This window comes from Ruegeria sp. AM9, assembly GCF_056540565.1.
On record NZ_JBQFWY010000015.1, the window covers coordinates 1 to 19,251 of the forward strand.

General features: G+C 58.7%; 18 protein-coding genes and 1 pseudogene. 6 read left to right on the forward strand and 13 right to left on the reverse strand.

Annotated elements, in window-relative coordinates; genetic code table 11:
• Nucleotides 1-322: 322 nt before the first annotated feature.
• The 3 genes and pseudogenes from ACR0DO_RS17590 to ACR0DO_RS17600 all read left to right on the forward strand — a co-directional run.
• Nucleotides 323-2,713, forward strand: coding sequence for an ATP-binding protein (locus tag ACR0DO_RS17590; RefSeq protein WP_480560750.1), 2,391 nt, complete (start codon nt 323-325; stop codon nt 2,711-2,713).
• Nucleotides 2,710-3,327: a response regulator transcription factor gene (locus tag ACR0DO_RS17595; RefSeq protein WP_480560752.1), complete on the forward strand. Its 618-nt coding sequence runs from the start codon at nt 2,710-2,712 to the stop codon at nt 3,325-3,327. The genes ACR0DO_RS17590 and ACR0DO_RS17595 overlap by 4 nt, the downstream gene beginning before the upstream one ends.
• A gap of 205 nt (nt 3,328-3,532) precedes the next feature.
• Nucleotides 3,533-3,691: pseudogene (locus ACR0DO_RS17600) on the forward strand (IS5/IS1182 family transposase); the annotation flags it as partial.
• A gap of 364 nt (nt 3,692-4,055) precedes the next feature.
• Here the strand turns inward: ACR0DO_RS17600 and ACR0DO_RS17605 are convergent.
• From ACR0DO_RS17605 to ACR0DO_RS17665, 13 genes are all read right to left on the reverse strand, one after another.
• The gene (locus ACR0DO_RS17605) at nt 4,056-5,021 is read right to left on the reverse strand and encodes an aldo/keto reductase (protein WP_480560755.1); all 966 of its coding nucleotides are present in this window, start codon (nt 5,019-5,021) and stop codon (nt 4,056-4,058) included.
• 27 nt (nt 5,022-5,048) lie between these two features.
• A complete protein-coding gene (locus tag ACR0DO_RS17610; protein ID WP_170448927.1) occupies nt 5,049-6,329 on the reverse strand; it encodes a TRAP transporter large permease in 1,281 nt (426 codons plus the stop codon).
• Nucleotides 6,320-6,862 carry a TRAP transporter small permease gene (locus ACR0DO_RS17615; protein WP_480560757.1) on the reverse strand — a complete coding sequence of 181 codons (543 nt, stop codon included), beginning with the start codon at nt 6,860-6,862 and terminating at the stop codon, nt 6,320-6,322. The genes ACR0DO_RS17610 and ACR0DO_RS17615 overlap by 10 nt, the downstream gene beginning before the upstream one ends.
• 60 nt (nt 6,863-6,922) lie before the next feature.
• Nucleotides 6,923-7,897, reverse strand: coding sequence for a sialic acid TRAP transporter substrate-binding protein SiaP (locus ACR0DO_RS17620; RefSeq protein WP_480560759.1), 975 nt, complete (start codon nt 7,895-7,897; stop codon nt 6,923-6,925).
• 69 nt (nt 7,898-7,966) lie between these two features.
• The gene (locus ACR0DO_RS17625; protein WP_170448921.1) at nt 7,967-9,256 is read right to left on the reverse strand and encodes an L-fuconate dehydratase; all 1,290 of its coding nucleotides are present in this window, start codon (nt 9,254-9,256) and stop codon (nt 7,967-7,969) included.
• The gene (locus tag ACR0DO_RS17630; protein WP_480560761.1) at nt 9,253-10,098 is read right to left on the reverse strand and encodes a fumarylacetoacetate hydrolase family protein; all 846 of its coding nucleotides are present in this window, start codon (nt 10,096-10,098) and stop codon (nt 9,253-9,255) included. Before ACR0DO_RS17630 ends, ACR0DO_RS17625 begins: the two co-directional genes overlap by 4 nt.
• A gap of 15 nt (nt 10,099-10,113) precedes the next feature.
• The gene (locus ACR0DO_RS17635; protein WP_170675042.1) at nt 10,114-10,863 is read right to left on the reverse strand and encodes an SDR family oxidoreductase; all 750 of its coding nucleotides are present in this window, start codon (nt 10,861-10,863) and stop codon (nt 10,114-10,116) included.
• A gap of 7 nt (nt 10,864-10,870) precedes the next feature.
• Nucleotides 10,871-11,200, reverse strand: coding sequence for an L-rhamnose mutarotase (locus ACR0DO_RS17640; protein WP_480560764.1), 330 nt, complete (start codon nt 11,198-11,200; stop codon nt 10,871-10,873).
• On the reverse strand, nt 11,200-12,309 hold the full coding sequence (locus ACR0DO_RS17645; RefSeq protein ID WP_480560766.1) for a mandelate racemase/muconate lactonizing enzyme family protein: 1,110 nt from the start codon (nt 12,307-12,309) through the stop codon (nt 11,200-11,202). Before ACR0DO_RS17645 ends, ACR0DO_RS17640 begins: the two co-directional genes overlap by 1 nt.
• Before the next feature lie 6 nt (nt 12,310-12,315).
• The gene (locus ACR0DO_RS17650) at nt 12,316-13,410 is read right to left on the reverse strand and encodes an ABC transporter ATP-binding protein (RefSeq protein ID WP_480560768.1); all 1,095 of its coding nucleotides are present in this window, start codon (nt 13,408-13,410) and stop codon (nt 12,316-12,318) included.
• 4 nt (nt 13,411-13,414) lie between these two features.
• Nucleotides 13,415-14,278, reverse strand: a complete 864-nt coding sequence (locus ACR0DO_RS17655; RefSeq protein ID WP_170448909.1) for a carbohydrate ABC transporter permease — start codon at nt 14,276-14,278, stop codon at nt 13,415-13,417.
• A gap of 4 nt (nt 14,279-14,282) precedes the next feature.
• Nucleotides 14,283-15,176, reverse strand: a complete 894-nt coding sequence (locus tag ACR0DO_RS17660) for a carbohydrate ABC transporter permease (protein ID WP_480560770.1) — start codon at nt 15,174-15,176, stop codon at nt 14,283-14,285.
• Between the two features lie 70 nt (nt 15,177-15,246).
• Nucleotides 15,247-16,569 (reverse strand): extracellular solute-binding protein, encoded by a 1,323-nt coding sequence (locus ACR0DO_RS17665; protein ID WP_480560772.1) that lies wholly within the window; start codon nt 16,567-16,569, stop codon nt 15,247-15,249.
• A 158-nt stretch (nt 16,570-16,727) separates the two neighbouring features.
• Between ACR0DO_RS17665 and ACR0DO_RS17670 the strand changes: the two genes are divergently transcribed.
• The 3 genes from ACR0DO_RS17670 (at nt 16,728) to ACR0DO_RS17680 (ending at nt 19,136) form a co-directional block, all read left to right on the forward strand.
• The gene (locus ACR0DO_RS17670) at nt 16,728-17,510 is read left to right on the forward strand and encodes an IclR family transcriptional regulator (protein WP_170448902.1); all 783 of its coding nucleotides are present in this window, start codon (nt 16,728-16,730) and stop codon (nt 17,508-17,510) included.
• A gap of 41 nt (nt 17,511-17,551) precedes the next feature.
• Nucleotides 17,552-18,406, forward strand: coding sequence for an amidohydrolase family protein (locus ACR0DO_RS17675; protein ID WP_480560774.1), 855 nt, complete (start codon nt 17,552-17,554; stop codon nt 18,404-18,406).
• A 106-nt stretch (nt 18,407-18,512) separates the two neighbouring features.
• Nucleotides 18,513-19,136, forward strand: a complete 624-nt coding sequence (locus tag ACR0DO_RS17680; protein ID WP_480560776.1) for a hypothetical protein — start codon at nt 18,513-18,515, stop codon at nt 19,134-19,136.
• Nucleotides 19,137-19,251 lie beyond the last annotated feature (115 nt).

Below are 19,251 nucleotides of genomic sequence, written 5' to 3' on the forward strand. Positions count from 1 at the left end.
GATAATAAACACCCGTCACACCGCCGGTGCCAATGGTGATGAATTCCTCCGCATACGCCGCCGGAGCCATAAAGGCCGCAGTAACAACCGCAGCAATTGAAGATTTATTGAGCACTTTGACACTCCTGTTGTCAGTCTTTTTTGATCCTTATGAGAATGCCTGATCGACCCAAAACCCGGTTTTGGAATCAGCCACCCAGATGCAGTAGATGAAAGCGAAACCAAACAACGCGTGTCTATACGGTAGATTACGTATAGGCTTGGGGGTTATGGAGCGGGCATCATGGCATAACCCGCCCGCAAAGACCGTCTGGACTGAAGATTGGACACCACAGCGCAACAGGCTCTCCACCGGGATCAGACCGAACCCGGCCGCCGACGCAGGTCGCTGCGCGCCACGCTGGCTTTGTGTCTGGCGGGGCTGCAGTTCGTGGCTGTGTTGTCGGTCACTCTGTCGACCTTTGTCAGCTCGGAAAACGCGCTGTTGCGGCAGTCGCGCATCTCTTTGAATGAGGTCAGCGTCAATGTCATCGGACAGGTTAAGAACTTTCTGAACCCGGCGCGGCAGGTATTGGACGCGACACGGCGGCTGGCCGAAAACGATGTGTTGGACATCAACGATACGGCGGCGCTGGAAAGCCATTTCTTCCAGCAATTGCAGGTGGCCCCGCAACTGGCGGGGATTTACCTGGCCGATGAAAGCGGGCGTTTTGTTTACGTCATGCGCACCGAGGAACCCGGCCGTTATCGGACCAAGGTTATCCCACCCTTTGCACCCGAGATCACCGAGCACCCGGCGGGTTTCCAATGGCGCAACGACCGCTTCACCCTGCTGGACACCGCCGAGACCCAGACCGACACCTACGAGGCCCGCACCCGCCCCTGGTTCACCATGGTCACCGAGGCGAAAGCCCCGATCTGGACCCAGCCCTACATCTTCTACACCACCCGCCAGCCGGGTATCACCTATGGAGTGCCGGTTCTGGACGAGGCGGGAAACATCCGCGCCATTCTGGGTGTCGATATTCAGATCGATGCGCTGTCCGGCTTCCTGCTGAATATCTGGTCGGAACGGCGTGGCGCGGCACTGGTGCTGAATGAAGACGGCTCGGTTCTGGCACACCCGACGCTGGTGCTGATCGACACGGATGCGGATTTCGACAATCCGGAACTGCCGATGGTGGACCAGATCGACGATCCGCTGGCGCGGCAGGCTTTTGGTACGGTGGCGCAGACCGGTCGGGCCGGAATTACAGGCCCGGTGCATACGGATTTCGAACTGGGCGGGCAGGATTATGTCGCCATGCTGATCGAGGTGTCCGAACCCGGTCTGAACTGGCTGATCGGATTGTATGCCGCCGAGGACAGTTTCATCGGCGAGATCAAGAAAAACCGGGTGCAGGGTATCTGGATAGCGCTGTCTATCGCCATCCTGACCGGGGCGATCGGCCTAGCGCTGGCCGACCGCATCTATGCCCCGGTGCGCACATTTGCCAGCCAGACCCAACGCCTGTCCAGCGGAGAGATAACGCCCGAAGAAGGCCTGCACAGCCCCTATCGTGAGCTTGAAGATACCGGCGCGGCTCTGACGCAGGAGGTTCGGCAAAGGCAACGGTTCGAGACCGCCTATGGCCGCACTTTCGATCTGGCCTCCCGCGGGATGGCGCAGATTTCGCCGGAATCTGGGCGGTTCCAGCGGGTGAACGCGCAGCTTTGCGATATCATGGGCTATCAGCCCGGTGAATTAGAGAACATGACGCTGGCCGAGACATTGCCCGATGACGGCCAGCAGATCGCGGTCAAGTTCCGAGAAACGTTGCTGCAGGATTCCGAATTCATCGTGGAAAACCAGTTCATCCGCAAGGATGGCTCGACCATCTGGCTGCGGGTGAACGCGATCCTGATCCGCGATGAAAACGGCGTACCTGACCACGCGGTTGCCATCGTCGACGATGTCAGCGACCGCAAACAGGCCGAGGCTGAGGCCAGCCGCCTCAGCCGCGATCTGTCGCATGTGGCGCGGGTGAACCTGATGGGCGAGATGGCCTCGGGGTTGGCGCATGAGCTGAACCAGCCGCTCAGCGCGATTTCCTACAATGTGGATGCGGCCAAGATCACGCTTGAGGAAATCGGCGATCCGGACCCCGAATTGACCCAGATTCTAACCGATATCGACCGCCAGTCGCGGCGCGCCGGCGACATTATCCGCGCCCTGCGGGAAGTTGTGCGCAAGGACCGGGGGCGGCAAACCCCGTTCGAACTGGGCGGGCTGATCCGGCAGACCGTGACGCTAATGGAGGGCGAGGCCCGGGTGCATGACATCGCTCTGACCTGTCCCGAGACCACCCTGCCGCAGGTCATCGGCAACCGGACGCAAATCGCGCAGGTTTTGGTCAACCTGTTGCGCAACGCCATCGACGCGCTGGCCCGCGCCCCGGTCGCCGCCGGCCGGATCACGATCACCACCCGGATCACGGAGGATTTTGTCGAAACCCGGGTCGAGGACAACGGACCCGGCGTCAGTGCCAATGTGACCCTGTTCAACACGTTTGATACCCAAAAAAGCGACGGAATGGGGTTGGGCCTGTCGATCTGCCGCACCATCATCAAGGCGAACGGCGGCACGATCTGGCATGACTCAGAAGTCAGGTCGGGCGCGCGGTTCTGTTTCACCCTGCGCCGCAGCGACAGCCCGGAGGACGGCGCACCATGATCGCAGAACCGCTGACTGTATTTATCGTCGATGACGATGATGATGTGCGTATTGCCCTGTCGCGATCATTGGGCAAGCGGGGCATGAGTGTCGCCCATTTCGCCGATGCCCAATCGTTTATGGATCAGGTCAGCCCGGATGCTGCCGGCTGCCTGATCCTGGATTATGGGATGCCTGGCATGGACGGGCTGGAGCTGCAGGATCATCTGGTCCGTCAGAAGTCGACCCTGCCAATCATCTTTATCTCGGGTCATGGCGGCATTCCTGAATCCGTGCGGGCAACCAAGGCGGGTGCGATTGATTTTCTGGAAAAACCCTTTGATTTGACCGTTCTGATCGAACGGATTGAGGCGGCTTGGGACGTGGGCGCGCAGCTGCGCACGGAAAAGGCACGGCGGCAGGAATTGGCGGACAAACGCGGCCAGCTGACCGAGCGTGAGGAACAGGTGCTGCACCACATCCTGACCCACCCCGCCCGTACTTCGAGCAAGGAAATCGCCACCGAGTTGGGTATCAGCCCGCGCACGGTCGAAATTCACCGGGGCCGCATTCAGCAGAAAGTCGGAGTGAAAACCACTATCGAACTTTTTGAGTTGTTTTCGCAAACGCAGTGAATCTCAATCTGCAGAAGAAAGGTATTATTCGTTTACCCAGACTCAGTTTACTTGAGAGTCCGGCGATTCTTTCCGACGCGTAAACGGTGTATCGCCGATAGAAAAACTGCTTTGAAAGTCGCATAATTTTGTAAGTGTGCATCTCTGTACGAGACCTGATGTCAGATGAGGAACGAGCATTTTGGGCACTTCACGTTAGCCATCCGTATCCCGAATGGGCAGGCCGAGACGGAACCTGCGAGATAAGTCCTACAAGTGGTCCAGTGTCTATCGCCAGTTCCGGCGCTGGACGTTGGCCAAGCTATGGGAAAAGATCATGGAAGCTCTGAACCAGAGCGGAACTGTGCCAGACACCATGCAAATGCGGGCAACCAATGGCACGTATTTGACGGTCCGGCGGTTCAGCCTCGTGTGAACGACCTCGACATCACGATCGGCCAGAATCCCTTCTGGATCAGAGTGCGAAACTGAGTGGAGCAGATAGAAGAACATCGCTTGTAAGACGACGCCCATACAGTCGATGCTGGCACGATTGCACTGCCATTATGCGATAGCCGTACTGCAAACGTGAACCGCATGGATCAGATTGTTGTCTACAAGATCGACCGGCTATGACAAAACCGCAGAGAGTTTTCTGAACTTCATAGACATCGTGTCGATCCGAGTTCGGCTCCACAATTTGTCAACATGACCCAAGCACGAGAGGAGTTTCAATGCCCGAAAAACTCCTACCGGAATACAGTGTGAAACGCATCCGGGGTAGCTTGGGCCATTGCTTCGATGTTTCGCGTCAGGCTTGTCGCCTTCGACGTGCCGATCAGGACAGATGATGTCAGCCGGTGCGATTTCGCAAAGTGCAACGCGGCCGTCGCCAGAGGCAGGCCGAGCCCTTCGGCCTTTTCCTGCAGTGTCCGGACACGGTCCAGTATCTCGGGTGAAGCTGGCTGATAATCATAGGTCGCGCCTTCGACCGGGCCGGTGGCTAGGATGCCAGAGTTCAAGACGCCGCCGAGGACAAGGCTGGTGCCTTGCGCATGGCATTGCGCAGTCAACGCCTCTTCAGCCGAACGGTCCAGCAGGGTCAGGCGGCCTGCAAGCAGGATGACATCAATCGGGCCGTGGTTCATGACATCGAGGCAGATTTCGTTTTCGTTCACCCCCAGCCCAAACGCTCGGATGCGGCCCTGTTCCTTCAGCTTCACCAGCCGGTCATAGCCACTGCCCAGAAACGCCTCCATCTGCGCCGCGTTGTCGGCACCGTGGGTATAGGTGCCGATGTCATGCACGAATACGATATCCGCCATGGTGGTCTGCAGCCGTTCCAGACTGCTTTCCAGCGACGCCTCGATCCCGTCGCCTGAATAGTCATAGCGCACGTTATTGGGCAGCGGGTTTACGAACCCGTCTGCCTCGGCCATGGCTTGGCCCGGCGACAGGACCCGACCTACCTTGGTCGAGATCACATAGTCTGACCGCGGTTTGCCGGACAAAAACTGACCCAGACGTTGTTCCGACAGGCCGCGCCCGTAATGCGGAGCCGTGTCGAAATACCGAATCCCGGCCTCCCATGCGGTGTTCAGAACATCCTGTACGTCCGCGTCCGAGGCTTCACGGTAGAGGTTGCCAATACTGGCGCAACCAAAGGACAGTTCGGTCACTTTCAGGTCGGTATTGCCGATTTGGTTGGTTTTCATCTTTGTCTCCAGGAAAGGGACCGGATTTTATGATCCATAAAGCAGGTTTGGCAGCCAAAGGACCAGTGCTGGAACGAAGGTCAGCAGCAGCAGGACGCCCAGCAAGGGAACAAGGAACGGCAGGGTCGCGCGCACGCATTGTTCGAACGGCACCTTAGACACCCGCGACAGCACAAACAGCACCATCCCAACAGGCGGGGTTAGCAGCCCCAGCATCAGGTTCAGGATGACGATGATCCCCAGATGCACCGGGTCGATGCCAAACTGCGCGGCCACCGGCATCAGCACCGGCACCAGGATCGAAATCGCGGCAATGGTTTCCATGAACAGGCCGACAATCAGGACCACGGCCATGATCAGCAGCAGCACGACGGCCTTGCTGTCAGTGAAAGACAGCACGAACTCGGCAAAATGCGCGGCAACCTGATTGGCGGTCAGGATCCAGGCGAAAACCGAGGCTGCGCCCACGATCATCATGATCGCCGCCGTTGTCTCGATGGTTTCCAGCGAAATCACGGCCAGCTTCCGAACGGTCAGCGTGCGGTAGACCAAAGTGCCGAGGATCAGCGCATAGGCTGCGGCCCCGATGGCTGCTTCGGTCGGGGTGAAGGCCCCCGAGACGATACCGCCCACGATGATGACTGGGGTCATCAACGGCAGGAAGGCTGCCTTGAAGCGTGTGGCGATGACCGAGGGGCTAAAGCTCACGTCACGCGGATAATTCCGCGTGCGTGACATCCACCAGATCATAATCGACAGCGACAGCGCCATCAGAAGACCCGGCACAATCCCGGCGACAAACAGTTTGCCGATTGAAACCGACGCCATGACCCCGAAGATCACCAGCGGCAGCGAGGGTGGAATGATCGGCCCAATGGTCGACGAAGCCGCGGTGACACCGACGCTGAAATCGTCGTCATAGCCCGCTTCGCGCATGGCCTTGATTTCAATCGCACCAAGACCGCCGGCATCGGCAACCGCAGCGCCCGACATACCGGCAAAGATAATGCTGGCGCCCACATTCACATGACCCAGACCGCCATGCATCCAGCCAACGATAGCGCGGGCAAAGCCGAAGATGCGCGCGGTGATCCCGGCCGAGTTCATCAACGCTCCGGCCAGAATGAAGAAGGGGATCGCCAACAGCGGGAAGCTGTCCATGCCGTTGACCATGTTGTGCATCAACAGCACCGGTGGCAGGCCGGAATAGAGGATGTACGCAAAGGACGACAGCGCCAGTGAAAACGCGATTGGCACGCGCATCAGCATCAGGCCGAACAGCGATACGAAAAGAATGATCAGGCCCATTTGTTGACGCCTTCCTTCAGCTGCTTCACCCGCGCGACAATCTGATAGGTCACAACCCCCAGATTTCCGACCGCCAGTACCATGACCGCGGCGTGCAGGTAATATTTCGGGAACGGCAGCGAGACCATTTGCTGGAACGACGTGCGCTGGATCAGCTCCCAGGCCGACCAGATGATGACGGCGAACAGAACGAAGGTTGCCACCAGCGCAAAGACATGCACCCAGCTTAACAAGCGGCCATAGTGCTTATCGACGAACTCCAGAACGATATGGCTGCCCACCGCCTGACAGCGAATGGCCCCGGCAAAGCCCAGAATAATCAGCAGGTAGCGCGCGGCCTCTTCGGTCCAGGCGATCGAGTCATTCAAGACATAGCGGGTGAAAAACTGCAGAAAGACGACGCCGAACAGCAGGCCGAACAGGGCCAGCAGGCCGTAATCGGGCACGGTGATACGATAGTTGCGAAAATGCGCATCGTCCTCGGCGGCAAGCGCGTCAAAGTCGATTTCGGGTGGGGTCTCGGTCTGTGTCATCCAGGCATACCTCGTGCGTAAAGGCCGGACCCGGGGCGCGCCCGGGTCCGGCGTGTCGCATTATTCCTGGATCGCCTGCAGACGTTCGAACGTCTCGGCATCCCAAGGAACAGTATCGCCGACCAGCAGAGGAGCGACGGCCTCCATGAAGGGTGCGCGATCAACCTCGTTCACAGTCACGCCTTTTTCGCGGAACCAGTCGGCCAGTTCGGCCTCGGATTGCACGATCTCATCCGACGTGGCCGAGGCCGCCTCGGACAGCGCATCCAGCAGCGCCTGACCATCATCACCCATCTTGCCCAGCGTCACCGGCGAGACCACGACCGCCAGCGAGTTGGTGATGTGACCGGTTAGGTTGATGTTGGACTGCACCTCATAGAACTTCTTGAACTGGATGGTCGGCAGCGGGTTTTCCTGAGCGTCCACAACACCTTGCTGCAGGGCCAGATACACCTCGGCAAAAGCCATCGGCGTGGGGTTCGCACCGGTTGCTTCGGGGAACATCTGATAGGCAGGCGCGTTCGGCGTGCGAATCTTCAGGCCTTCCATGTCGTCCGGCGCAAGGATCGGCTTGTTCGAGGTGACGTGACGCGCGCCATAATAGGTCATGGTCGCAATCGTATTGCCCGAGATGTTCTTGTATTCACCGGCCATCTCATCGAACAGGTCCGAGTTCACATAGGCTTTCCAGTGATCATAAGACCGCATGGTGAAGGGATAGTCCGAGATGCTGATCGGGCCATAGGACTGCCCCAGGAACGCTACGCCGGTATAGATCGCGTCGACGGTGCCCAGCGACAGTGCCTCGTTCAGCGCGGCCTCTTTGCCCAGTTGCGAGGCCGGGAAGACCTCCATCTTGTAGCGGCCATCGGTCTTTTCCTCGAGCAACTCGGCGGCTTTTACAGCAGCGGCGTGATAGGGGGTCGAGGCCTCATATACATGGCCAAAGCGCAGGGTTTCCTGTGCCAGACCAGCCGTTGCGCCAAGCGCAACAATACAGGCGGCCCCAAAGGCCGTTTTACCAAAGTTCAACATTTTCTCATTCCTCCAGGTTGGGTGATAAGCCGCCCGACTGTTGTTGCTTTTATGGTCAGGCGGCGGGGGTTATTCCGCTGCCAGTTTGGGCAGGAACCGGAAATCTCTGATGGTTTCGGGTTTCATCTCGATTGAGAAACCAGGTTTGTCGGGGGCCATGTAGGCACCGTTCTTCACCACGCAGGGGTCGATGAAGTGCTCGTGCAGATGGTCGACGAACTCGATCCGTTTGCTGTCCTTTTCGCCCGAGATCGCAACGTAGTCGATCATCGACATGTGCTGAACGTATTCGCACAGGCCCACGCCCCCGGCATGAGGCCAGACCGGCAGATCGTATTTCGCCGCCATCAGCATGACCGCCAGCACCTCGTTCAATCCGCCCATCCTGCAGCTATCGATCTGAACAATGTCGATCGCGCCTTCCTTGATGAACTGCTTGAAGATGATGCGGTTCTGGCACATCTCGCCTGTCGCCACTTTGACCGGGGCAACCCCTTCGCGGATCGCCTTGTGGCCGAACACATCGTCGGGGCTGGTGGGTTCCTCGATGAAGAAAGGCCGCGCAAAGGACAGGGCCTTGACCCAGTCTACGGCCTGATCAACCTCCCACACCTGATTGGCGTCGATCATGATGTTCATGTCTTCGCCCAGCACTTCACGCGCAATGGTCAGGCGGCGGATGTCGTCGTCCAGATCGCGGCCCACCTTGAATTTGGTGTGGGTAAAGCCCGCCTCCTTTGCCTCGCGGCACAGGCGGCGCAGCTTGTCGTCGGAATAGCCAAGCCAGCCCGCCGAGGTGGTGTAGCAGGGATAGCCTTCGGCCTTCAGCTTTGCCACACGCTCTGCCTTGCCCGGCGCGGCGGCGCGCAGCAGCGCCAGCGCCTCATCCGGCGTGATCGCGTCGGTCAAATAGCGGAAATCGATCAGGCGCACGATCTCTTCCGGGCTCATCTCGCCGACCAGTTGCCAGACGGGCTTGCCCGCTTCTTTGGCCCACAGGTCCCACGCGGCGTTCACCACCGCGCCGGTGGCCAAGTGGATCGCGCCCTTATCGGGGCCAATCCAACGCAGCTGGCTGTCGCCCGTGATATGACGCCAGAACCGGCCCATATCTTCGGTGATCCAGTTCAGATCCAGCCCGATGACCAGCGCACCAAGCGCCTCGATCGCGGCCACGCAGATCTCATTGCCGCGCCCGATGGTAAACGTCAGGCCGTGGCCCTCATGCGCGCCATCGGTTTCCAGCACCACATAGGCGGCGGAATAATCCGGATCGGGGTTCATCGCGTCCGACCCGTCCAGACTGTCCGAGGTTGGAAAGCGCAAATCTTCGGTACGAATGCCTGTGATACGGGTCATTTGCTGGCCTCGACTTTCTGGCGCTGTACGCCCAACCCTTCAATGCCCAGCTCCATCACGTCGCCGGGTTTCAGATAGACCTCGGGTTTCTGGCCCAGACCCACGCCCGGAGGCGTTCCGGTCGAGATCACATCGCCCGGTTGCAGCGACATGAACTGCGACAGGTGCGAGACCACGGTCGCCACGTCAAAATGCATCGTCTTGGTCGAGCCGTCCTGATAGCGATGCCCGTTCACCTCAAGATACATCGGCAGGTTCTGCGGGTCCGGCACCTCGTCGCGCGTCACCAGCCAGGGGCCGATGGGGCCGAATGTGTCGGCAGACTTGCCCTTGACCCACTGGCCCGAGCGGTGCAGCTGAAAGTCGCGTTCGCTGAGGTCATTGATCACGCAGTAGCCCGCGACGTGGTCCAGCGCGTCCTCGACGGAGACGTATTTGGTATGCTTGCCGATGACGACGCCCAGCTCGACTTCCCAATCGGTCTTGACCGAGTTGCGCGGGATTTCCACGGTGTCATCGGGGCCCATGATCGCCGAGGTGGCCTTGAAGAAGATCACCGGTTCTTCGGGCAGCGCCATGCCGGATTCAGCAGCATGGTCGGCATAGTTCAGGCCGATGCAGATGAACTTGCCCACCTGACCGACGCAAGCGCCGATACGCGGCGCACCGTCGACCACCGGCAGCGCATTCACATCCAAAGCGCGCAGGGCATCAAGCCCGGCATCCGACAGCGTGTCGCCCGCGATGTCGCTGACTTTGCCAGACAGATCGCGTATCGTGCCGTTTTCATCCATTAGGCCGGGTTTTTCGTGTCCAACCGGACCGTAACGCAGCAGTTTCATCTCAAATCTCCCTGATCAAACGGTCCAGCCGCCATCGATGGCGAAGGTCTGTCCGGTGGTGAATGCAGTTTCATCGCTGGCCAGATAGACGGCCAAGGCGGCAATCTCATCTGCGTGGCCGATGCGGCCCATGGGTTGGCGCGCGATGAAGTCTTTCATCGCCTGCTCATAATCGCCGGTCGCGCGCAGACGGTCGTGCAGGCTGGGGCTGTCGACGGTGCCGGGGCAGATTGCGTTGCAGCGGATGCCCTGAGTTATGAAATCGGCGGCAATGGATTTGGTCAGGCCAATCACGGCCGCCTTTGAGGCACAATACGAGAAACGGTTCGGCACGCCTTTCATCGACGAGGCGACCGAGGACATATTGATGATCGAACCACCGCCATTTTCCAACATGCCGGGCAGCACCAGCTTGGCCAGCCGGTACATAGCCTTGACGTTCAGATCAAAACTGAAATCCCACTGGTCATCATCGCATTCAAGGATCGAACCGGCACCCACGAAACCCGCGCAGTTGAACAGCACGTCCAGCGCTCCGGCGGTCGCGACGACCTCGGCCACGGCATCCGCATTGGTGACGTCCAGCTTCAAGGCTGTCACACCGTCGATCGCAGCCAGTTCCGCAAGTGTTGCATCGTTGATATCGCAAGCAATCACCTGCGCACCTTCGGCCACGTATTTCTCGACGCTGGCGCGGCCAATGCCCTGCCCTGCGGCGGTTATCAGCGCTTTCTTTCCGGCCAGACGGCCCTGTGGTTTGGTCATGTCGTCCTCAATCCGTGTGGAATACTTCAATCATGGGTGCCCATTTCTCGCCTTCGGCGCGGCTGGGCAGCGGGTTTTGGCAAGGATCGGTGAAACTCCACCATTCCTGCGTTCTGGGGTCTTGCGCCATGCGGGCCATGTCCCCTTCGAAATCGGTGCCGTGATATTCCCAATAGCCGAACAAAAGGTTCTCGGGTTCACGCAAAAAGATCGTGTAATTGCGGATATTGCTTTTGGCGATCTGCGCCAGCACATCCGGCCAGACGGCGGCGTGCAGGCGTTTATATTCGTCCAGCTTTTCGGGCTTCACCCCGATTACCATGCCCATACGTTGCATTATGTGCCCTCCGTGATCTCAATCGGCGTGGACTTCGCGGCAATAGCCTGCCAGTCCCACGCGATGCCAAGCCCGGGCGCATCTGACGGAATGGCAAACCCATCCTCGATCCGCATCGCCTGCGTGGTCACACTGTCAAGCTGCGGGATGTATTCCAGCCATTTCGCGTTGGGTACGGCACAGACCAGTGGCAGGTGCAACTCCATTAGGAAATGCGGGCAGACCATGACGTTATATGCCTGGGCCAGATGCGCGACTTTCAGCCACGGGGTGATCCCCCCAATCCGCGCCACGTCGACCTGTACGATACTGGCCGCGCCTGCTTGCAGATAGTCCTTGAACTGGCTCAACGAATACATGCTTTCGCCGACGGCAATCGGAACTGAGGTCCGGCGCGACAGCTCGGCATGACCTGCGACGTCATCAGCGGGCAGAGGTTCCTCGAACCAGCCGATATTGTAGTCTTCCAAGACCTGCGCCCGGCGGATCGCCTCGGACAGGGTAAAGCCCTGATTGCCATCGGTCAGGATTTCATAGCCCGGCCCAACCGCCTCGCGCACAGCGGCCAGACGGGCGGCATCCTCGCTGATGTGGTCGCGCCCGATCTTGATCTTCGAGCCCCGGAACCCCTGCGCCTGCATCGCCAGCGCGTCATCGACCAAGGCCTGTGTCTCAAGATGCAGCCAGCCGCCCTCGGTCGAATAGAGCGGGATGCGATCCCGCGTCCCACCTGCGGCTTTCCACAGCGGCAGCCCCTGTTTGCGGCAGCGCAAATCCCACAGGGCGGTATCAATCGCGGCTAAAGCAAGCGAAGTGATCGCTCCCACCGCCGTCGCATGGGTCAGAAACAGCAGATCGCGCCAGATGCCCTCAATCCGGTCCGCATCGCGCCCGATCAGCGCGGGTGCCAGCGTTTTCTCAAGCAGCGCCATCACCGACGGGCCACCGGTACCGATGGTATAGCAATAGCCCACACCCTGTGCCCCGTCGCTGTCGGTCACGGTCACGATGGGCGTTTCCTGGCTGACAAAGGACTGGATCGCATCGACCCGCTTGACCTTGGGGATCAGGTCGATCATGCGCAGTTCGATATGGGTGATGGTGGCCACGGTTGCTTACCCTCTCAGTGCCTCGCCGGTGCCCGCATCGAAGACGTGGCACTTGTCGAGAACAAGGTGGAACGGCAGCGTCTCGCCGGGATGCACGGGGCGAGGGTTGAACATCTTGGCCTGAACCTCGACCCCTGCCAGTTCTGCAAACAGCAGGGTTTCGGTGCCCAGCGGTTCTTCCAGCGCGACGGGCAGTTCCAGATCGACCAGATCGCCCTTTTCTTCAACCGCATGGCCGACCGGCATCAGATTGTCGGCGCGGAAGCCGAATTGTACCGCCTGCCCCGCACGCACATGATCGCGCGCCGAGGCCGGGACGGGCACCGTGACCGCATCCTTCAGAACGATGGTTCCCGCATCGGTGACAACCCCATCCACAAGGTTCATCGGAGGCGAACCGATAAAGGTCGCCGCGAACGTGTTGACCGGCGTGTTGAACAGTTCTAGCGGGGTGCCAACCTGCACGATATGACCGTCGCGCATCAGTACGATACGGTCGGCCAGCGTCATCGCCTCGACCTGATCGTGTGTCACGTAGACGATGGTATTGCCGACGCGCTGGTGCAGCTTCTTGATCTCGACCCGCATCTGCGTGCGCAGCTTGGCGTCGAGGTTCGACAGCGGCTCGTCAAACAGGAACACGTCCGGGTGCCGCACGATGGCGCGGCCCATGGCGACGCGTTGGCGCTGACCACCGGACAGCTCCGCCGGTTTGCGGTCCATCAGCTCATCCAACCCGAGGATCGCGGCGGCTTCGGTCACGGCCTTGGTGATCTCGGCCTCAGGACGCTTGGCGATCTGCAGCGTAAAGCCCAGATTTTCGCGCACGGTCATATGCGGATACAGCGCATAGTTCTGAAACACCATCGAGATGTTGCGTTCACGCGGGGGCAGGTCGTTGACCACCCGGCTGCCGATGGAAATCTCTCCGTCGGAAATGTCCTCCAGCCCCGCAATCATCCGTAGCGTGGTGGATTTGCCGCAACCCGAAGGGCCAACCAGAACCAAAAACTCTCCGTCATGGATATCAAGGTTGATGCCATGCACAGCCTGATGCTTGCCATAGCGTTTGACGACGTTGTTGAGTGTAACTTCGGTCATTTCATTATCCTTTCACGCCGCCAAAGGTCAGGCCGGCGATCAGGTGCTTTTGCACGATAAAGGTCAGGATCAGGGCGGGCAGGATCATCAGCACGGCCAATGCACACATGCCACCCCAGTTGATGGTGAATTCAGCGGTGAAATCCAGCAGGCCCACGGGCATCGTCTTGGACCCCACCGAGCGGGTCAGCTGCGACGCCAGCGCGAATTCGTTCCACGAAGTCAGGAAGGCGAAGATCGCTGCTGAGGCCACGCCCGAGCGTGCCACCGGAAACTCGACACGCCAGAAGGCTTGCCAGCGGGTGCAGCCGTCAATTTCAGCGGCTTCGTGCAGTTCCTTGGGGATCTGGCGGAAGAAACCATCGGTCAGCCAAATGGTGAAGGGCACGTTCATCGCCACATAGACAAGGATCAGGCCGAAATGCGTGTCGATCAGCCCCGCCTTGGCAAAGACGATGAACAGCGGCAGCGACAGGGCGACACCGGGTACGGCGCGAAACAGCATCAGACCAACGAAATAGCCGTTCTTGAATTTGAACCGATAGCGCGCAAAGGCATATCCGCCGCCCATCCCGATCAGAATGGCAATCGCGGTCGACGTGACCGAGACGATCAGCGAGTTGCGGAAGTACTGGAACACCGGCACTCCGCCCTCACCCGCACCACCAAACATGGCGCGGTAATGGTCCAACGTGAAGGTCGGGGTCCAGACCGGCGGTTTTGCCATGATCTCGACCGTCGGGCGGAACGAGTTCAGCACAATCCACAGGCCGGGAATACAGATGATTGACATCACCAGAAACAGGCCAGTCAGATGCAGCACTTTCATCAGGCGGCGCTGGTTGCGGTAGGATTGATTGCGGTCCATGCGCTTAGCCCCCCATACCCAGCTCGGCGCGGGCGGCGCTGAGTTTGCGGAAGAAGTAAATGGTGAAGGCAATCGACAGCAGTATCGAGACATAGCCCATCGCATTGGCCAGCCCCATACGGGCGTCGACATAGCCGGTGCGGCTCATCAGCGTCCACAGCAGCTCGGTCCGGCGGGCGGGGCCACCACCGGTCATGATCTGCACAATGTCATAGGCCCGCGCTACGTCGAGCGAGCGGATGGTCATGGCGATATAGATGAAGGGCATCAGGAAGGGCAGCGTGATGTGGCGGAAGGTCTGCCATGCGGTGCAACCATCGACCTTGGCGGCCTCAAGCGGGTCACGCGGCATGGCGAACAGACCGGCAAGGATCAGGATCGCGAAGACGGATGTGCTCATCCAGACCTCGGCAAAAATGATCGAGAACATCGCCAGCTTACCGTCCACCAACCAAGGCAGCGCCGCATTGGTAATGCCCAGCGATTGCAGCACGTTGTTCACCAGACCGATGTTGTCGTTGAAGATGAACTTGAACTGAAAGCCCACCAGAATGGGCGAGAACATCATCGGGAACATCAGGATCGTGCGCAGGGTGCGCTGACCCCATGTGACCTTATTCATCATCAGCGCGATGCCCAGCCCCAGCAGCAGCTCCAGGTTCAGCGCGATGGTCAGGAACAAAACGGTACGGCCAAAGGCCGACCAGAATTTCCAGTCTCCAAGGATTTTCTCGTAGTTGGCGGTGCCAATCCAGCGCCACAGCGACGACGGACGCGTCAGCTTGTATGGGGTAAAGCTGGAGTACAGCGAGAAGAGGAGCGGGATCAGAACAACGGCTGCCATGATGATGAATGCAGGCAACAGAAGGACAAACCACTCCGGTAAGCGGCGGCGCATAACGTCTTTCCTTGGGTTGAGTGTGTAGTGTGCGAGGGCGTCGCCGCCCCCGCACGGGCCGGAGGAGCCCTTAGTAGTATCCGGAATCGCGCATCAGCTCGTCCACCGCCTCGGCGGCGTCATTCAGCGCGTCCTCGACGGATTTGTCACCGACGATGGCAGCTTGCAGTTCGGGGAAGACGATGTTGGTAGTCTCACCCCATTCCGGGATCGGCGGAACCGCGAACGCGTATTCGGCACCGGCAGCAAAAGCGGCCAGAGCTTCGGCGCGGAACGGATCGTCACCGGCTTGCGCTGCGGCCACGTTGGCTTCCCAGACGGCGCTGCGGGTCGGCAGCGAACCACCGGCGGATTCAGCCAGCTGGCTGTCTTCGCTGGTCAGGAATTTTACGAGCGAGACGGCGGCCTCTTTGTTTTCGCAGTCATTTGTGACCGAGAAACCGTGATGGCCCGACCAACCGGTGCGTGTGACCGACCCCATCGGCTGGATCGCAACACCAACATTGCCCGCAGCCTTGGAGGATTCAGGATCGTTGAAGAACCCGGCCCAGCCCGGCCAGTCCAGGTTCAGCGCAACCGTGCCGCTGGCAAAGCCCTGGCCCAGATCGTCCCATACGTAGGACGTGGTGCCTGCGGGAACCGCTTGTGCTTCGTAGAGGTCGACGAACCACTGCAATGCGCGCTGACCCGCGTCCGAGTTGAAGATGGGTTTCTTGTTTTCGTCCAGATAGTTGCCGCCCTCGGCCACAACCATCTCGTAGAACCGGCCTACGATGGCCTCATCCTTGCCTGCATATTGTGTGCCATAGAAATTCGGCGGATCTGCGAAAAAGATCGCCTGATCCTTCACCTGCTCCCATGTTTCGGGAACGGCCAGATCATAACCGTATTCCTCTTTGAACTTCGCGGCCTTTTCGGCGTCTTCGTAGTTCGACTTGAGATAATACAGAACCGAGACGTCAAACTGCGCGCGCGGCAGCATCAGCAATTCACCGTTCACGGTTGAGGCGTTGATGTTGCCCGCAACGAATTCAGAAATCGTGTCTTCCGAAACCAGCCCGTTCAGGTCGGCATAGAGACCTTCGTACTGAGGCGCAAAGGATGAGTGGTTCGACCCCACGCACCAGGACGTCGTGCCCGCGGCCATGTCCGACTTGATTTCCTTGTCGATCTCAAAATGGCTTTTCTTCGAGATGATATCGACCTTGGCACCTGTGGCTTCTTCCCACTCAGCGATGCGGCCATAGAGGCCCTCATACTGCTGACCACCGATCAGCTTGGCTTCGACAACAGCTCCGGGGAACGATCCCCAGTCCGATTCGGCGTGCACCGCACCTGCGGCCATGACGGCGCAACTGGCCAGCAACCCGCTGATTGTTCTGGACGATTTCATCACGTGCTTCTCCCTAGTTTTAACCCTTGGCGACTCTCCTGCATCGCCTTCATTCGTATTTAAAACATTTATTCACAAATAAATCAACATTGACATTTGCCATATATTCAAGCCACCATCGCAGGCAGTCGTCCTAATACGCGACCTGGGAGGAATACGTGTCGGCAGCTTCTGAGAAATATCGCGCCCCTGCCCTTGAGAAGGGGCTGGACATTATCGAACTGCTTTCTCAGCACGCCGACGGGCTGGCGCAGGGTGACATTGCCCGCGCGCTTGATCGCTCTCAAAGCGAGATCTATCGGATGCTCTCGACTTTGGTACGGCGCGGATATGTGATCCGGTCGTCTGATGACGATCTTTATTCGCTCAGCCTGAAAATGTTTGCGATTTCGCAAAGGTATCCTCCGGTCGAACGGTTGCTTGAAATGGCGCCACCCAAAATGCGGGCCGTTACGCGAAAAGCCTGGCAGTCCTGCCATATGGGCATGGAAAGCAACGGAGACATTGTTGTTGTTGCGTCGATCGCCTCTCCCGGGAATTGGGGTTTGGCGTTGCGCGTCGGGACCGTGATTGGCCTTGGAAATACCGGCACCGGGCGCGTGCTGGCGGCGTTCCGCAGTGACGCAGCACTTGACGAGCTACTGGACAAGCACCGGCTGGCACAGGGCGAACCAAAGCTGGACCCGGTCGAATTCAGAGAACATGTGGCCCGCATCCGCGAGTGGGGCTATGAGCGAATGCCATCAGCCACCGCAGTTGGAGTGACAAACCTTGCCTATCCGGTGCTCGACCACGAGGGACGAGCCGTCAGCGTCGTGAACTGTCCCTTCCTGGAAAGGATCGATCAACTGGACGTTCCCGGATTGGAAGAAGTTCATCTGCTCTACAAATCGCTGGCCGATGAATTGACCGATTTCTATACCGGCAAGTCGCAAGCCTGATTGCGCGCGGAGCAGCTGCTTAGCTGAATGGGGAATACATCATGGCTCAGCACACAAAACCGATGATTGACACCCATCAGCATTTCTGGCGCCTGTCGCGTGGCGGCTACGCCTGGATGCCCAAAGATCTGCCCGCGCTCTATCGCGATTACGAACCGGAGCATTTGCAGCCACTACTGCAAGATAATGACGTCACCGGCACAATCGTCGTTCAGGCAGATGACAATGTCGCCGAAACCGAGTTTCTGCTGGACCTTGCGCAAGACCATTCCTGGATTGTCGGAGTGGTTGGCTGGGTGGACCTGGAAAGCACAAGCGCGGCTGATGTGGTGCAGAGACTGGCCGCATCACCGAAATTCCTAGGTGTCCGACCCATGATCCAGGACATCGCAGACGATCGGTGGATGCTACGGCCGACGCTTGAAAACGGGTTCGCTGCGGTGGCTGAAAACGACCTGACATTTGATGCGCTCGTTCTGCAAAAGCATCTGCCCGTGCTCGACACGTTTCTGGGCCGCTATCCCGATCTTCGGGTCGTGGTTGATCATTGCGCGAAGCCCGAGTTCCATCAGGGCCGTTTTGAAGACTGGGCACAGAACATCGCTGCCATCGCAGCACACCCCAATACCTTCTGCAAACTCTCGGGCCTTTTGACCGAAGCCCCCGAGGGCGCGGGCTTGGAGGATCTCAAACCCTATCTGGACCACGTGCTTGGCGCTTTCGGACCGGACCGCGTGCTGTTCGGCAGCGACTGGCCGGTTCTCAATCTGGTCTCAGACTATGACTGCTGGGTTGATATGATGCGCCAGTATGCAGGTGCTTCAAATGTACTGGACTGGGATGTGATGTTGTCCGAAACCCCCTGTCGCGCCTACCCAAGGCTGCCAAAAGGATAATAGCGCACGACAGATGTAGCGGCGCAGAATCACTGCACCTGAGATCAGTCGCCAATATCCAACCCGCCATACGTCAACCCATTCACCTTGGGCGACGAAGAGTTTCGTGGCTGGTTTCTCACATTCCTTCGGCTTCAACCCGCAGAGAAACTCTGCCTCTATGAAACGGTTATCCACTTACAATCAAAAAACAAACCAGCTAGATCAGGTTGCACGGCGTATTCATTTTCATTTGACCTGCAAGATTATGACAGACCGAAATCAAACGAGTATTGACTTAACCACTGAGCTTGAGGCTGCGGCTACAAAAGCCGGAGACATCCTCTTGGATCAAAAACGAGTTGTCAAAATCGACTATAATGCCGATCCGAACAGCTGCCTGGCACAGAGGATGAAAGAATCTCGTCAGTTTAACAGGGCTTCCCTCAAAGCGCTCCTGGTTGAGGGCGGCAACGTATATGCTCTTTGGTCAAGGGATCAAGGTACCGACTACTGGCGACTTCAATACATCGGCCAACGGAAATCCAAAGGCATAAGAGAGCGACTGTGCCAACACCTGTTTTCAAAAGACAGGCGTACAGGAGCACAGCTTGAAAATGTGCAAATGTGCCTGAAGAACGATCAAGATATTGGTGTGAGTGTAGTTCACGTTGCCCCTGATGAAGTCAGGAGCGCAATCGAAGAGCTTTTAATCCAAAGCAACAAACCCAATTGGAACGTTCACGGATAACGCCCCCCTTGAACGACACATGTGACATTCGAATAACAACTGGTGGAAATCATCAGACCAAGGCACCGTAGCACCAAAAGTTGACCGCACCCGGTCGGTTCCAAGTGGAGCGAAC

Bases quoted from the DNA above. Each gene is read 5' to 3' on its own strand.
- ACR0DO_RS17595 (WP_480560752.1), top strand. From the start codon at position 2,710: ATGATCGCAGAACCGCTGACTGTATTTATCGTCGATGACGATGATGAT.
- ACR0DO_RS17605 (WP_480560755.1), bottom strand. From the start codon at position 5,021: ATGAAAACCAACCAAATCGGCAATACCGACCTGAAAGTGACCGAACTG.
- ACR0DO_RS17610 (WP_170448927.1), bottom strand. From the start codon at position 6,329: ATGGGCCTGATCATTCTTTTCGTATCGCTGTTCGGCCTGATGCTGATG.
- ACR0DO_RS17615 (WP_480560757.1), bottom strand. From the start codon at position 6,862: ATGACACAGACCGAGACCCCACCCGAAATCGACTTTGACGCGCTTGCC.
- ACR0DO_RS17620 (WP_480560759.1), bottom strand. From the start codon at position 7,897: ATGTTGAACTTTGGTAAAACGGCCTTTGGGGCCGCCTGTATTGTTGCG.
- ACR0DO_RS17625 (WP_170448921.1), bottom strand. From the start codon at position 9,256: ATGACCCGTATCACAGGCATTCGTACCGAAGATTTGCGCTTTCCAACC.
- ACR0DO_RS17630 (WP_480560761.1), bottom strand. From the start codon at position 10,098: ATGAAACTGCTGCGTTACGGTCCGGTTGGACACGAAAAACCCGGCCTA.
- ACR0DO_RS17635 (WP_170675042.1), bottom strand. From the start codon at position 10,863: ATGACCAAACCACAGGGCCGTCTGGCCGGAAAGAAAGCGCTGATAACC.
- ACR0DO_RS17640 (WP_480560764.1), bottom strand. From the start codon at position 11,200: ATGCAACGTATGGGCATGGTAATCGGGGTGAAGCCCGAAAAGCTGGAC.
- ACR0DO_RS17650 (WP_480560768.1), bottom strand. From the start codon at position 13,410: ATGACCGAAGTTACACTCAACAACGTCGTCAAACGCTATGGCAAGCAT.
- ACR0DO_RS17655 (WP_170448909.1), bottom strand. From the start codon at position 14,278: ATGGACCGCAATCAATCCTACCGCAACCAGCGCCGCCTGATGAAAGTG.
- ACR0DO_RS17660 (WP_480560770.1), bottom strand. From the start codon at position 15,176: ATGCGCCGCCGCTTACCGGAGTGGTTTGTCCTTCTGTTGCCTGCATTC.
- ACR0DO_RS17665 (WP_480560772.1), bottom strand. From the start codon at position 16,569: ATGAAATCGTCCAGAACAATCAGCGGGTTGCTGGCCAGTTGCGCCGTC.
- ACR0DO_RS17675 (WP_480560774.1), top strand. From the start codon at position 17,552: ATGGCTCAGCACACAAAACCGATGATTGACACCCATCAGCATTTCTGG.